The following is a 14,232-nucleotide window of genomic DNA, read 5'->3' on the forward strand; positions in this document are numbered from 1 at the left end:
GCTGGATGATCTATGCTCTAAAACCCTCACTTTTTTACCCAAAACCCGGAAAGGCATATGACTTCATCCTTCGCTCTGTCATCAGAACTCATCAGCGAGTTGCTTTCCGGCCTGCGGCTATACGGCGTGCGATATCAGCGTATCCAGACGGGAGATACGTTTGGCCTGAACTTCGCAAGCAGGCCCGGTCATGCTTATCTGCACTACGTCGCTGTAGGGGAGATGGTGCTTCATAGTGCAAACGGCGAAGTTCTTACGCTTTCGGCCGGAGAGGCTGTATTTCTTCCCCACGGCGAACGGCATCAGCTTTTGTCGGCAACAGCCGCCGACGTGCTGGATATCGACAATATTGAAACGGCACCACTGGATGAAAAAGTGAGTGGCATTGATACCTGCCCGAGTACCCAGGAAACGCCAGGCGCTGTGCTGTTTTTTGGTTGTATGAAAATTGATCTGGGAAGCATGCAGCGGCTGGCGGATGTGCTGCCTGAAATTATGCATGCCGATGCAAAGGGGATTCAGTGGCCGGGACTCATGCATATCCTTGATGCGATGAAGCGTGAGATATGCTCCGGACGCGTGGGCTATGCAGGTATTCTCGCCAGGCTTGCCGATGTGGCTGGAGCGATGTTTATCAGAGGATGGGTGGAAGATGGTTGCGGCAATAGCCCTGGCCTGGCTGCAGCACTGCGCGATCCGCGTCTGGCTCAGGCCATCCTGGCGATTCATCGCGAACCGGGTCGGGACTGGAGCGTGGCAGAACTCGCCGCCGAATCGCATATATCCCGCTCCGCATTCGCCGAAAGGTTTCAGACCACCATCGGCGTCCCACCGCTACGGTATGCAACAGAAGTAAAGATGCATCTCGCTGTCCGCTGGCTGTCGTCAGAAAACATTACCGTCGACACCGCATCGCAACGGTTAGGATACTCCTCTCAGGCTGCTTTCAGCCGGGCTTTTAAGCGTGTAACGGGCAAGTCTCCAGGCGCGGTTCGTTTGCTTAGCTAATGGGGTTTTATCCCAGGCTTAGTGCATCAAATTATTTAAGCTCATTTACTCAGAATTACGGCTTCAGCACCCGCTGCGTGAAAAAATCGACCAGTGCACGGATCTTTGGTGAGACGTGTTTACTGGCAGGCCACAGGATGTGAAAAGTACCCTGCCACTCAACAAATTCATTGAGTACTGGCACAAGAGTGCCATTTGCAACCAAATCACGGACAGCAAAATCCGGCAGGCTGGCAATTCCCAACCCTCGCAGGGCAAAGCAGACGCGCGTTTCTATGTTATTGCACACCATCGTGACGGGAAGATTCAGATTATCGGCATTGCGCAATGGCCATTTCTCAAGCTTACCGGTATGTGAGAAGCGGATCGATCGCCGCAAGGCGCTTTCCCATACCACTCACTGAGAAGTAGTGGACGCCTGGCCCTTATAGATTAGTGCATACTTTTTCAAAATTAAGGATCAAAAAATGAAACGTAGAATTATGCTGCTGGATGTTCTTCCTGATGAGTTATCAATAAAAGAAATAGCAGGTTACATTTCTCCGGAGATCGCGCTTATCGTCAACCTGCCGCAAAACGGTTGTCACGCATACCAGGCGCACCGGCATTTTGAAAGCGTGAGTATTAATATCCACGATGAGGGAGAGATTCTGGCGGTTGCACGGCAATTTGGGGGATTCGATGCGATTAAACTCAGGAAAAACGTACCTCTGAGGAAAGAGTTACTATGCGCACTAACCGCTGAAGACCTTGCTTCACGGTTAAAGGTTATTGGTCAGGCAGGAGTCGGCCTGAATCATATTGATACCGGCGCTGCTGAAGAACTTGGAATTGATGTTTTTAATACACCTGGAGCAAACGCAACAGCTGTTGCTGAATTCACCTTGCTACAGATGCTCGCCCTGCTGCGCCAGACTAACTGGCATCAGGATCAGATGCGAAGAGGCCACTGGAGTAAGTCAGCACGGCCTCCTGCGCGCTCGTTAAGTGATATCTCTGTTGGGCTGGCAGGCAGTGGTGCTATATCCAGGGCGCTGATTGCACTGCTGAAACCTTTTCAATGCCCGGTTACCGTTCTGGGTAGTTCCCGCTTCACGGATAAAGATGCGGATGAGCTTGGCGTCATGAGAGCTGATGACCTGCTGGCTTTGCTCAGCGGGAATGACGTGATCTCTCTTCACCTGCCTTTGAACGCTGATACTCATCATATGCTCAACGCATCGGTCCTTCCCTGTATCAGAAAAGGGGCGTATTTACTCAACATGTCCCGAGGCGGACTGATTGATGAGGCGGCCCTTGCAGCTTTTATGAAGCAACATCCGGGATGGATTTCAGGTGTCGCTCTGGACACCTTCGAAGTCGAGCGCGAGCCCTTTTATTCTCCATTACAGGAATCAGAACATGCGCTTCTCACTCCCCATATCGCGGGCACAACGGAAACTGCCCTACTGACTTCTGCTCTCAGAGTTCAGCAGGGTATTCTGTCCAGACTGGCAACAGGTGCAGAAAAATAGTTAAACAGGCTTAAGAGCCGGTTGGTATTACTGAAAGTCACGATTAAGAACTCTCTGCTCTGCAAAGCGTTAACCTGGTGGATTCGGCGAGAAGGTTATTCGGAACACAGCCTGTACAGGGCAAAGTTCATCAGGCAGACGGAAAATCTCTAACAGGCTTACCACCATTAAGATATTCACCCCTGAATGATGCCATGCTGTCCCTCAGATATTTACCTGGACGCATGCGGATATCTGTCAGAGGTAATACATCCAGCGGAGATGATGAGTTGTCCTGATTCATTTCCAGGGTGGCTTATTTTCTTTTATCATCGATAAAACCGTATCAGAGGCGTTATGCCACGGTTCAAGAACCTGCATCTGCGCAAGAACTTCAAGTCCCTCAAGTTTATAAAGGCCGGATAGTGCAATTTCTTTACCCAGCTCATCCAGACCCGCAGAATTCTTATAGTCTGCATATTCCACGAAGTCCCTGAAGCCGTTGAGTACCAGCAGTCGGGCTATATCCTCTGTCAGCCCTTTCTGCACAAACCAGCTTTGCAAACCTTCTGCGAGGAAGTAGAACCAGCTGTTCATACCCATGCTGGCCGTAGCCAAATCAAATTCTGATTCATCGGTAAAAACGGTTAGCTGGCCTAGCCGGTTAAACAGGGCCTGAATATCATTATCGGCAGGCGTCAGGAGCACACTCGATTGGTTAATTTCAGCGGCGAAGGCGAGCATCAGCCTGACACAGTCAGTATGTCTGAATAAATCACGCAGCTTCTGAGTGGAAATAGCCGGTACAAGAGAAATCAGGGTTTGCGGACAGCGTAACTGTATCTGAGGCGCTATTCTCTTCAGATAATGATATTCCCCGCCGAGAATAATGACATCAACTTCATCGACGACATCCTGGTAACTATCCAGCGTCCAGCAGGGCAGATCTACTGAAAGTTTTCGCGCACGTTCGTTGTTTCCACAAAAAAGAAATATCTGTGAATCCGGTTCGGCACGAAACAGCCCCCGTACCAGTTTTTCAGTTAACGCATCCACATCCAGAATACCGATCCTTTTCATCCGTCCCCCGCCATCAGTTCCATTTCGTCATGTTTTCAACGGTGCAAGATCAGCGATGCCTTTGACCCGGTGTGTAGTGAGGCACATCGAAGTTTACTGCTCTTAAAGCGCCTTTTTATCGGTTTCTGACGGCTGCCAGCCGCCTCCCAGTGCCCTGAATGTCGCGACAGCGGCGCGGGCAGACTCTGTCTGCGCCTGTGCTCTGGCATCAGAAATCTGTAAAAGTGTTTCATCATTGTGAAGGACGTCTATCAGGCTTGCCGTTCCCTGCCGGAAGGCGACAAAAGACGACTGGCGGGCACTGGCAAGGGATGCTTCACCTTTGACCAGGGTTGCGGTCTGATTTTCTCGGTTGACCAGCGCGGAGAAGGCATTTTCGACATCTTCAGTGGCACGCAATACAGACAGACGATAGGCAGCAAGCGCTTCCGCTTCCTGCCCCTTAGCCTGATCTATCTGAGCATTGATGCGGCCAAAATCAAAGAGCCGCCAGCGGAGTCCCAGCACGCCTGCCCACTGGCTGGCACCGCTGGAGAAGAGGTTATCCCCCGACACAGCTGTTGCGCTGCCGAGTAAGGCACTGAGTGAGAACTTCGGATAATACTCGCTGATGGCGACACCGATACGCGCACTTGAGGCAGCGAGATGACGCTCCGCCACGATAATATCGGGTCTCCGGCGCAGCAGGTCGCCAGGCGTACCCGTTGATGTGATCAGCGGAGCCTGCGGAATGGTCCCGGCTGAAGTCAGCTCAGTGCGATGCGTACCGGCTGGCGTACCGAGCATAACGTCCAGTGCATTCATGGCAGCATCTATTCCTGTAAGGAGCTCCGGCACGGTTGCCTGAACCTGCGCCAGTTCGCCTTCGGACTGCCGGACCTGATATTCGGGAGCCACTCCTTTGCTGTGCAGAAGCTGGACTTTTTCCAGCAGTTCCTGCCGGGTTCTGACCTGAGCCTCAGCAATTGCCAGGCGGGCCTGTAATCCGCGCAAAGTGATATAGATATCGGCAGTCTGGGCAGCAACCGCAAGACGGGTGGCGGCTACGCCCGCCTCTGAAGCCTGATAATCAGCCAGAGCTGACTGGCGGCCGCGCCTCAGGCCACCGAAGACGTCAATCTCCCAGCCTGCATTAAGGTTGGTTTCATAAGCATTGCCGTAGCGATTGTAATCCGGCGTCGAACTGAGAACCTGCCCCAGCGGTGTTTCAACCGACTGATAAGCCCGTGAAGCCTGTCCGCTGATATTACCCGATGGCAGCAGCGCAGCCGTTGCGGCGCCCAGACCTGCACGCGCCTGCGCCATGCGGGCAGATGCCTGAGCGATATCGAGATTCTGGGCCAGCGCATCCGAAACCAGCCGACTCAGCAGAGGGTCATTGAAGCCTTCCCACCAGACGGCAAAGCTTGCCGGGCGGGTTGCGCTTCTCTGCTGCATGGCAGACTGATACCGATCCGGCAGGGGCATATCAGGGCGGTGATAATCTGGCCCAACAGCGCAACCGGCCAGCAGCCCGGAGCTGACCATCAATGAGAGGGTACGTAAGGAGAACATAAAGAGTCCCTGAGATAATCCAGAATTGTGACTACATTACCAAATAGTCACTAGTTGTCAATCTGGCTACCTTGCGGTGCGGTTGCCCGAATGACCAGATACCTGAGCCTCTGCTTTACGGCTTCCTCAGCGGCGCTGTCATCAGCCTCAGGCAGAAACGTGTTTGACCCTGAAATGTGACTATTGACATTAATAGTCACCAGTCTGAAAATGCGTTCACTGTCATGCTTAATGAATAAGGTAACCTATGCCCAGGCTCAAACCTGCCACCCTTGCTCTCTGCCTGTTGCCGCTGGCCCTGGTGGCCTGCGGCGACCCGTCCGGCGCCGACGATCCGCGTACTCAGCCTCCCCTGGTCAGAGCTGCTACCGTGGTGAGTGCTGCCGATGCCTCCCGCGCGTTCACCGGCGTTGTTGTGGCACGCACCCAAAGCGACCTTGGCTTCCGGGTACAGGGCAAAATTCTTGAGCGTCTGGTCGATACCGGCCAGACCGTTAAGCGTGGTCAGCCCTTAATGCGTCTGGATCCGGTTGACCTGAGTCTCCAGGCGCAGGCACAGGCACAGGCCGTTGCGGCTGCGCGGGCTCGCGCCAGACAGGCAACGGATGATGAGGCGCGTTATCGCGGGCTGGTCGCTGCAGGCGCTGTTTCTGCATCGGCCTACGACCAGATAAAAGCCGCCGCAGATTCGGCCAGGGCCGAACTCAGCGCTGCTCAGGCACAGGCCAATGTCGCCCGGAATGCAACAGGTTACGCCGTACTGCTGGCGGATGCGGACGGCGTGGTCATGGATACATTAGCCGAACCCGGACAGGTCGTTGCGGCAGGCCAGCCAGTCGTCAGACTGGCGAGAGCAGGCCAGCGTGAAGCCATCGTACAACTGCCCGAGACGCTGCGGCCGGCAATTGGCAGCGAGGCGCAGGCCACGCTGTACGGTTCAGCAAAGCAGTCTGTTTCCGCCAGGCTGCGTCTCCTTTCCGATGCGGCTGATCCTGTAACGCGGACTTTTGAAGCAAGGTATGTGCTTGAAGGCGCGCTAGCCAGCGCGCCGCTCGGCTCCACCGTTACGCTGCATATAGCAGAAGATAAAATGTCCGGTCAGGTATTACAGGTACCACTGGCGGCGATTTATGACCCGGGCAAAGGTGCTGGCGTCTGGGCTATTTCAGGCAAGCCGGCCAAAGTGTCATGGCAATCCGTCCAGGTGCTCGGCCTGGGGGACGATGCAGCCAGCGTAACCGGTGGCCTTCGGCCGGGCGATCAGGTGGTCGCGCTGGGGGCACATCTGCTGCATGACGGTGAAGCAGTGCGAATAGCGCCACCCAACAGCGCTACTGCTGCCGGGAGTCAGCCATGAGCAGCGGGCGTTTCAACCTCTCCGCGCTTGCGGTTCGCGAGCGTTCAATCACCCTGTTCCTCATTATTCTGATTACTGTCGCCGGTATTCTGTCGTTCTTCGAACTCGGACGGGCTGAAGATCCGCCGTTTACTGTCAAGCAGATGACCATTATCTCTGCCTGGCCGGGTGCAACCGCCCGGGAAATGCAGGATCAGGTTGCCGAGCCACTTGAAAAGCGTCTGCAGGAGCTCAAGTGGTATGACCGCAGTGAGACCTACACCCGTCCCGGTCTGGCTTTTACCATGCTGTCACTGCAGGACAGCACGCCGCCGTCAGAAGTGCAGGAGGAATTCTATCAGGCGCGTAAAAAGCTGGGTGATGAAGCTAAAAGCCTGCCGGCGGGCGTGATCGGACCGATGATTAACGATGAGTTCTCTGACGTTACCTTTGCGCTCTTTGCGCTTAAGGCGAAGGGGGAGCCACAGCGCGTGCTGGCCCGGGATGCAGAATCGCTGCGCCAGCAGCTTCTGCATGTGCCCGGCGTAAAAAAGGTCAACATTATTGGTGAGCAGAGTGAGCGGATTTTTGTCTCGTTCTCTCATGACCGGCTGGCCACGCTCGGTATCTCGCCGCAGGATATCTTTTCTGCACTGAACAGTCAGAACGTTCTGACCCCTGCCGGTTCGATTGATACCAGCGGACCCCAGGTCTTTATTCGTCTTGATGGTGCCTTCGACAAACTGGAGAAAATCCGCGAAACGCCTGTTGTGGCCCAGGGCAGAACGCTGCGTCTCTCGGACGTGGCAACGGTTGAACGAGGTTACGAAGATCCAGCGACCTTTAAGGTGCGTAACCAGGGCGAACCGGCTCTTTTGCTGGGCATCATCATGCGTGATGGCTGGAACGGTCTGGATCTCGGTAAAGCGCTGGATGAGGAAACGGCCAGAATCAATCAGGGTATGCCACTTGGCATGACGCTGACCAAGGTTACCGATCAGTCTGTCAACATCAGTTCCGCCGTTGATGAGTTCATGGTCAAGTTTTTTGTCGCCCTGCTGGTGGTAATGGTGGTCTGCTTCGTCAGTATGGGCTGGCGGGTGGGCGTCGTGGTCGCCGCCGCCGTGCCACTGACGCTGGCTGTCGTTTTTGTCGTGATGGAGGCTTCCGGTAAGAACTTTGACCGCATCACGCTGGGTTCCCTGATCCTGGCGCTGGGTTTGCTGGTGGATGACGCCATTATCGCCATAGAAATGATGGTGGTGAAAATGGAGGAAGGCTACGACCGTATCAAAGCGTCCGCCTATGCCTGGAGCCATACGGCGGCGCCGATGCTGGCGGGTACGCTGGTAACGGCCGTGGGCTTTATGCCCAACGGGTTTGCACAGTCCACCGCCGGCGAATATACAAGCAACATGTTCTGGATTGTGGGCATCGCCCTGATCGCCTCATGGGTGGTCGCGGTGGTCTTTACGCCTTATCTGGGCGTGAAAATGCTGCCGAAAATCAAAACGGTCGAGGGTGGGCATGCTGCCATCTACAACACCCGTCATTACAATCGTTTCCGGCGCGTACTGACTCGCGTTATCGCGAAAAAATGGCTGGTAGCAGGATCGGTTATTGCCATCTTTACCGTCGCTGTTCTCGGTATGGGGCTGGTTAAAAAACAGTTTTTCCCTACCTCAGACCGTCCGGAAGTGCTGGTAGAAGTTCAGATGCCTTATGGCACCTCAATCGAGGAGACCAGCGCCACGACTGCAAAAATCGAAGCGTGGCTTCATAAGCAGGAAGAGGCAAAAATCGTCACGTCCTATATCGGCCAGGGGTCACCGCGTTTTTATCTGGCCATGGCACCCGAACTCCCTGACCCCTCGTTTGCAAAAATTGTGGTGCTGACGGACAGCCAGGAGGCGCGTGAGGCGCTGAAGTTCCGGCTGCGCGAAGCGGCGGCTCACGGACTGGCACCAGAAGCGCGCGTCCGCGTGACACAGCTGGTGTTTGGTCCCTACTCGCCCTACCCGGTGGCTTATCGCGTTATGGGGCCGGATCCGAACACGCTGCGCGCTATTGCAGGCAAAGTAGAGGCGGTGATGCAGGCCAGTCCGATGATGAGAACCGTCAATACGGACTGGGGCCCGCGGGTGCCGACGCTGCATTTCACGCTCAATCAGGATCGTCTGCAGGCCGTGGGCCTGACCTCAAATGCTGTTGCACAGCAGCTTCAGTTCCTGCTTTCAGGCGTTCCGATCACATCGGTGCGTGAAGACATCCGCTCTGTGCAGGTTATGGGACGCGCGGCGGGCGACATCCGGCTTGATCCGGCCAAAATAGCGGGCTTTACCTTAGTCGGTTCCGCCGGTCAGCGTGTTCCGCTTTCACAGATAGGGGAAGTCGGCGTCCGCATGGAAGATCCGATTCTGCGTCGTCGCGATCGCACCCCGACAATTACGGTACGTGGCGATATCGCTGAGCACCTGCAGCCACCGGATGTCTCCACCGCCATGCTCAAAGAACTGCAGCCGGTAATCGACAAACTTCCGGCTGGATACCGTATTGAGCAGGCGGGCTCTATCGAGGAATCCGGTAAAGCGACGAAAGCGATGGCACCGCTGTTCCCGATAATGATCGCCGTGACGCTGCTGATTATCATTCTGCAGGTACGGTCGATGTCAGCGATGGTGATGGTTTTCCTTACCGCCCCACTGGGGCTGATTGGTGTGGTGCCTACGTTACTGCTGTTTAACCAGCCGTTTGGCATTAATGCCCTGGTTGGCCTGATTGCGCTGTCGGGCATCCTGATGCGTAACACCCTGATCCTGATCGGTCAGATTCACCATAACGAACAGGAAGGACTTGCACCGTTTGATGCGGTGGTGGAGGCAACGGTACAACGTGCCCGTCCGGTGTTGCTGACGGCAATGGCCGCCATACTGGCATTTATTCCGCTTACGCACTCAGTCTTCTGGGGAACCCTGGCATATACCCTGATTGGCGGCACGTTAGGCGGCACCGTTATTACGCTGGTGTTCCTGCCTGCGATGTACGCGATCTGGTTCAGAATTCGCCCTGAGACACCGACGCCTGCTGACAAAAAAGCCCTGACCTGATGCTGACGCAGCAAAGGGTGTGAATTCCTGAATAAGGGATTCACGCCCTTTAACCCAGAGAAGTGAATGAAGAGGTTTTAACGCATGGTTCTTGAAAGTCAAAAGCAAAAAGTCATGACCGGTTGCGGCATTGTCAGTGACCCTGTTGCAGGGCATGACCCGGAGCGATTCCTCCCGACTGATCTTGTGGACTTAAAGTCACGCGCTAGCGCCATAACGCTAGCATTATCTGACGGCTTCGGTTCTGGTAACGTCAATGCCCGCATATTGTTTCGCCGCTGGGAGGCAACAGCATGAGCGAATCTCATCTGCTAACGCCGTTTCCCCGTAAACCTGTGGTCGTTTCAGTGCCTTACGGTAAGGGTTTATGAAGCCAGAACAGTCTACTCCTGTCATCCTTCCTGAAGCCGAACAGACCGAAGGAGAGCAGCTGACAGGAAAAATTATCGCGTTACTGGCAGGACTTTCAGCCATTGGCATACTCTCTACTAACATTATCCTTCCCGCATTTCCGGATATCGGAGAGCAGTTAGGCGTGTCATCACGCGAACTTGGCCTTACGCTATCGAGCTTTTTTATCACATTTGCTCTGGCGCAGCTGGTTGTCGGTCCGCTTGCAGATCGTTTCGGGCGCAAGAAACTGGTACTGGGCGGCCTTTCCGTATTCATGGTGGGAACCGTTGTGGGAGGGCTTGCCGGTTCACTGGAAATGCTGATCACCGGTCGGGTGATACAGGCGCTGGGCGTATGCGCCGCAGCGGTTCTGTCTCGCGCCATTGCGCGTGATTTGTTTACAGGCGAAAGATTAGCGCGGGCACTGTCCCTGACCATGATCGCCACAGCGACAGCTCCCGGCTTCTCACCCTTGATAGGCAGCGTATTAGCCGCCACGCTGGGCTGGCGGGCAATCTTCATTGCGGTGGGCCTGGCGGCTTTTGCCGTCGCCGTTTTCTATGCCAGTGCATTAGGCGAAACGCATCCTGCCGAACGACGTGCCCCGCACTCCATTCCCGGCGTCGTGGTTGCGTACGTTAAGCTGGCGCTGAATGCAAAATTTATCCTTCCGGCAATGTCTGTAAGCCTGTTAATGAGTGGTCTGTTTGCGTCATTTAGTGCTGCACCTGCCATCCTGATGGGCGGTATCGGATTGTCATCATTGCAGACCGGCCTCTATTTTGCTTCAACAGTGTTTGTGGTCTTTGCAGCAGGTATGGCGTCACCACGCCTTGCCCATCGTTATGGCGCACAAAACATTACCCTGGTCGGGATTCTCACAGCATTGTCAGGTGGTGGCCTGTTGCTGATTGGCCCGGCAGCGCCAGGACTGGGCTGGTATACCCTGTCGATGATTATGTTCCTCTGGGGTATGGGGTTGGCCAATCCACTGGGTACAGCTATCACTATGGGTCCATTTGGGCATCAGGCCGGTCTGGCATCCGCTTTGCTCGGGTTTCTGTCCATGGGTTCTGCCGCCGTAACGACATGGCTGGCCTCTGTGCTGGCTTTCCCCGCAGTTACCTCATTAGGAGGTATACAGGTAATAACCTGCTTTATCGCTGTTCTTCTTTTCTCACTGCGCTGCCAGTTAAAAGCATCAGCATAGAGAAAGTTAATTAACTCCAGAGACAGCCGGTAACAACATCCCTGCAGGTGTAAGGGTGCGAACAGGTCTGGTTCGACACTTTCACGAAGCTGGATGGGCAAGGCGTGTGGTTTCAGGAATGTCTCTATCGACGCCGGCAGATAGAGCCCTGGGTGTCACGCACCAGCAAAGCGGCAGCCAACGAGGAAAAGGACGGTTGGTGATGGGGGAAATTCAGCCAGGGAGGATAGCAAGTGTTTCTCACAGTGATCGACTATTTGTTTTCAGCATGAGCGGGCTGAAGCCCGCCCCTGAATACGCCTGTCGTCAGACATATCCCATCATTTTCAGCAGCGACTGCACCTGATTCATCGCTTCGCTGCGATGGGTGACGCCCAGCTTCTGATAGAGATTACGGATGTGGGTTTTGATGGTGGTGGAGGCCACCGCCAGCTCACCGGCGATTTGATCGTTGCTGTAGCCCGAATAGATCAATCCCAGCACCTGCCATTCACGCTGCGTCAGCGGACTGGTTCGGATCAGCTCCGGCACGTCAGGATGGTTAAGCAACCGGCTGACAAAGCCTTCATCGAAATGAGCGAACTTGTGACGGTGATATTTGTTGATCTCCAGCAGGATGCGCCGGGCGCGGTGGCTGTCCAGCTCATTCAGGGTATTCAGCTGAATCAATTGCCGCAACTGCTGCGCCATCATCTCGCCTTCAATCACAAAATGGCTGATAAAACCGGTGCTGCGCGCCAGTTTCAGCGCCTCAATCAGGACACGCTGCGCCTCCGCTTTGCGGTCGGTCTGCCAGTAGATCTGATTCAGCAGCAGCAGATTACGGTTTAAATCGCTCATCAGGCGCAGGGCACGGGCATTCTCATTCAGCTCCTCCAGCACCACTTCCGCCTGGCTGACATCACCCAGCAGGATTTGCGCGCGGGCGATGTTCCGCCATTGTCCCTGCAGAAAATGGTTATTGGCAAAGGCAGGTTTAGGCGTCTGCCGCATCCAGTCACGGGCGTTCTGGCTGTCGCCGGTCAACTGCCAGTAAATGACCCGGACTTTGTCGGCATTGGCTATCCAGTCGCTGTGCCAGTTGCCATTGTTCAGCAGGTTTTCCAGCCGGTTCAGGTAGCTGCGGGCGTTATCCAGATTGCCGCGTGCCAGTGAGCACTGCACCAGCAATCCCAGACACTGAATCTGCTGCTGCGGCTGGAAACCGTTCAGTACCTTGATGCCTTCCCGGGCCGCTTGCTCCGCCTCTTCCAGTCGTCCCCAGGCCCACAGCAACTGAGCGCGAATGCGCAGCAGAAACTCATGCAGCGGGAACTGAGCCAGGTGCTGCTCGTCGACCAGCACAAAGGCGCGGCTCTGGATCTCATAGGCTGCCTGCAAAAAGCCCTGAGCAAACAGAATCTCGCTCTGCTGAATCAGGCTCCAGAGGGCGTAGTGCCACACTTCATCGCGCCGCGCCATCTGTTCGGTCTGCCGCATCAGCTTGAGTGAATCATCCAGCTCGCCTTTGCAGTGCATCACTTCACCATGCACTGAGGTTGCCACAATGCGGCTGTAGTGACGGCTCGCTGGCAGAGTGTCAAGCGCCACTTTCGCCAGCCGCTCCGCTTCGTCGGTATTGCCATCGTTAATCGCCACCTGGGCGCGCAACGCATTAAATTCACCACGCAGTGCTGCATCGATCTCGCAGCGGCTGGCCTGTTCAAAACGCGCCAGCAGACTGTCGACTTCGGAGAAGCGATGCTGACTCTGCATCAGCCACGCCTGCAGCAGCACCAGCATTGGATTTTCCAGCATCATCTCCCACGGCAGCGCTTTTAAAGAGTTCTCCAGCAGCGGCAGTTCGCTCTGATTAAACAGCGTCCAGGCGTGCTTAAGCAGCACGTCCCGCAACATAGTGGCGTCGCCAGAGGCGAGCGCATGATGAATCGCCTCGCCGGGAAAGCCCTGCGCCATCCAGCTCTCTGCCGCAGCCCGATGCAGCGCGGGCAGCTCCGCCGCCAGTTCCCACTGGCAGCGCTGACGCAGGAAGTTACCAAACAGCGGATGGTAGCTGAACCAGCAGGCGGAATCGTCCATGCGCTGCAGAAACAGACCCTGACGCTCAATCTCTTCCAGCCGCATCTGGCCGTTCTCTTCGCGGGTGACACAGGTGATCAGTTCATCGTTCATTGAACGCAGCAGCGCGGTTTTCAGTAAGAAATGGCGGGTAGGCAGATCGACGTTATCCAGGACTTCTTCAACAAGATAATCGGAGAGGTGGCTGGCATTAATGCCAGAGAGACGCCGGGCGGAATGCTGAGCCGAACTGGCACCCTGTCGCGCCGACAGTACGATCAATTGCAGCGCCGTAGCCCAGCCCGCTACATCATCACAGAGTCGGCTGCTCTCTTCGCTTTCCAGCGGGGCCGCCAGTCGGCAGTCAAAAAAATGTCGCGCCTCCTGGTGGGTAAAAGCCAGCTGCTGGCTGCCCAGCTCAATCAGTTGCTCACGCACCCGCAGGTTGGCGATACCGAGTTGCGGCAGGTTGCGTGACATCAGAATCAGCGTCAGATTTTCAGGCTGATGGCGCAGGAAAAAGCGCATCGCGTCGTGGATCACCGGATTGGTAATCAGATGGTAGTCATCAACGATCAGCCACAGCGGCTGCTGCCACTCCACCAGCTCGATAAAGAGCTGAGAAAACAGGGCGTTGAGATTCACATACTGCCGCTTCTGCGCCAGCAGTTCACTGCGCGGACAGCCACCGTGAGTGGCCTGTTGCAGTGCAGCGATCAGGTAATCGGCAAAGCGCTCCGGCTGATTATCGCCCTCATCTAAAGAAACCCACCCCAGATCGCTTTTCCCTGCCGCCCACTGCGACACCAGTGTGGTTTTACCGTAGCCCGCCGGACTGGTGACCAGCACCAGCCGATAGTTACCGGCAGCGGTGAGCTTTTGCAGCAATCTCTCCCGAATCACAGTGCCTTCAAGACGCACCGGGCGGCTGAGTTTAGCGGGTATTAACATGGGCGCGCGTTTCTCCATTTGTCGAGCGCATCATTATTTTAC

Annotated in this window: 8 protein-coding genes and 1 pseudogene; 5 read left to right on the plus strand and 4 right to left on the minus strand. The window is 55.4% G+C overall.

What is annotated here, in order from left to right:
* The first annotated feature begins 57 nt into the window (after nucleotides 1–57).
* Nucleotides 58–1,008, plus strand: coding sequence for an AraC family transcriptional regulator (locus tag OK412_RS04535; RefSeq protein WP_031592446.1), 951 nt, complete (start codon nucleotides 58–60; stop codon nucleotides 1,006–1,008).
* 55 nt (nucleotides 1,009–1,063) lie between these two features.
* Here OK412_RS04535 and OK412_RS04540 read toward each other — a convergent pair.
* Nucleotides 1,064–1,372 (minus strand): annotated as a pseudogene (locus OK412_RS04540) (LysR substrate-binding domain-containing protein); the annotation flags it as partial.
* 103 nt (nucleotides 1,373–1,475) lie between these two features.
* On the opposite strand from OK412_RS04540, the gene OK412_RS04545 reads away from it, so the two are divergent.
* Nucleotides 1,476–2,522, plus strand: coding sequence for an NAD(P)-dependent oxidoreductase (locus OK412_RS04545; RefSeq protein ID WP_264352750.1), 1,047 nt, complete (start codon nucleotides 1,476–1,478; stop codon nucleotides 2,520–2,522).
* A gap of 279 nt (nucleotides 2,523–2,801) precedes the next feature.
* Here the strand turns inward: OK412_RS04545 and OK412_RS04550 are convergent, their stop codons facing one another.
* Together OK412_RS04550 and OK412_RS04555 are read right to left on the minus strand one after the other, a co-directional pair.
* Complete coding sequence (locus OK412_RS04550) at nucleotides 2,802–3,581, minus strand: pyrroline-5-carboxylate reductase (RefSeq protein ID WP_264352751.1); 780 nt, start codon at nucleotides 3,579–3,581, stop codon at nucleotides 2,802–2,804.
* 102 nt (nucleotides 3,582–3,683) lie between these two features.
* Nucleotides 3,684–5,135: an efflux transporter outer membrane subunit gene (locus tag OK412_RS04555; RefSeq protein WP_264352752.1), complete on the minus strand. Its 1,452-nt coding sequence runs from the start codon at nucleotides 5,133–5,135 to the stop codon at nucleotides 3,684–3,686.
* 247 nt (nucleotides 5,136–5,382) lie between these two features.
* Here OK412_RS04555 and OK412_RS04560 point away from each other — a divergent pair, with 247 nt between their 5' ends.
* The 3 genes from OK412_RS04560 to OK412_RS04570 all read left to right on the plus strand — a co-directional run bounded on the left by OK412_RS04560 (nucleotide 5,383) and on the right by OK412_RS04570 (nucleotide 11,181).
* Nucleotides 5,383–6,492: an efflux RND transporter periplasmic adaptor subunit gene (locus OK412_RS04560; protein WP_264352754.1), complete on the plus strand. Its 1,110-nt coding sequence runs from the start codon at nucleotides 5,383–5,385 to the stop codon at nucleotides 6,490–6,492.
* Complete coding sequence (locus tag OK412_RS04565) at nucleotides 6,489–9,578, plus strand: efflux RND transporter permease subunit (RefSeq protein ID WP_264352755.1); 3,090 nt, start codon at nucleotides 6,489–6,491, stop codon at nucleotides 9,576–9,578. The genes OK412_RS04560 and OK412_RS04565 overlap by 4 nt, the downstream gene beginning before the upstream one ends.
* 367 nt (nucleotides 9,579–9,945) lie before the next feature.
* The gene (locus OK412_RS04570; protein ID WP_264352756.1) at nucleotides 9,946–11,181 is read left to right on the plus strand and encodes a multidrug effflux MFS transporter; all 1,236 of its coding nucleotides are present in this window, start codon (nucleotides 9,946–9,948) and stop codon (nucleotides 11,179–11,181) included.
* Nucleotides 11,182–11,487: 306 nt separating this feature from the next.
* Here the strand turns inward: OK412_RS04570 and malT are convergent, their stop codons facing one another.
* Nucleotides 11,488–14,190, minus strand: a complete 2,703-nt coding sequence (gene malT / locus OK412_RS04575; RefSeq protein WP_264352757.1) for an HTH-type transcriptional regulator MalT — start codon at nucleotides 14,188–14,190, stop codon at nucleotides 11,488–11,490.
* Nucleotides 14,191–14,232 lie beyond the last annotated feature (42 nt).

Origin of the sequence: Pantoea sp. JV6 (genome assembly GCF_025910055.1) — a bacterium.
GTDB lineage: Bacteria > Pseudomonadota > Gammaproteobacteria > Enterobacterales > Enterobacteriaceae > Pantoea > Pantoea agglomerans.

Excerpts from the sequence above, each read along its gene's own strand:
- OK412_RS04535 (WP_031592446.1), top strand. The coding sequence starts at position 58 with ATGACTTCATCCTTCGCTCTGTCATCAGAACTCATCAGCGAGTTGCTT.
- OK412_RS04545 (WP_264352750.1), top strand. The coding sequence starts at position 1,476 with ATGAAACGTAGAATTATGCTGCTGGATGTTCTTCCTGATGAGTTATCA.
- OK412_RS04550 (WP_264352751.1), bottom strand. The coding sequence starts at position 3,581 with ATGAAAAGGATCGGTATTCTGGATGTGGATGCGTTAACTGAAAAACTG.
- OK412_RS04555 (WP_264352752.1), bottom strand. The coding sequence starts at position 5,135 with ATGTTCTCCTTACGTACCCTCTCATTGATGGTCAGCTCCGGGCTGCTG.
- OK412_RS04560 (WP_264352754.1), top strand. The coding sequence starts at position 5,383 with ATGCCCAGGCTCAAACCTGCCACCCTTGCTCTCTGCCTGTTGCCGCTG.
- OK412_RS04565 (WP_264352755.1), top strand. The coding sequence starts at position 6,489 with ATGAGCAGCGGGCGTTTCAACCTCTCCGCGCTTGCGGTTCGCGAGCGT.
- OK412_RS04570 (WP_264352756.1), top strand. The coding sequence starts at position 9,946 with ATGAAGCCAGAACAGTCTACTCCTGTCATCCTTCCTGAAGCCGAACAG.
- malT (WP_264352757.1), bottom strand. The coding sequence starts at position 14,190 with ATGTTAATACCCGCTAAACTCAGCCGCCCGGTGCGTCTTGAAGGCACT.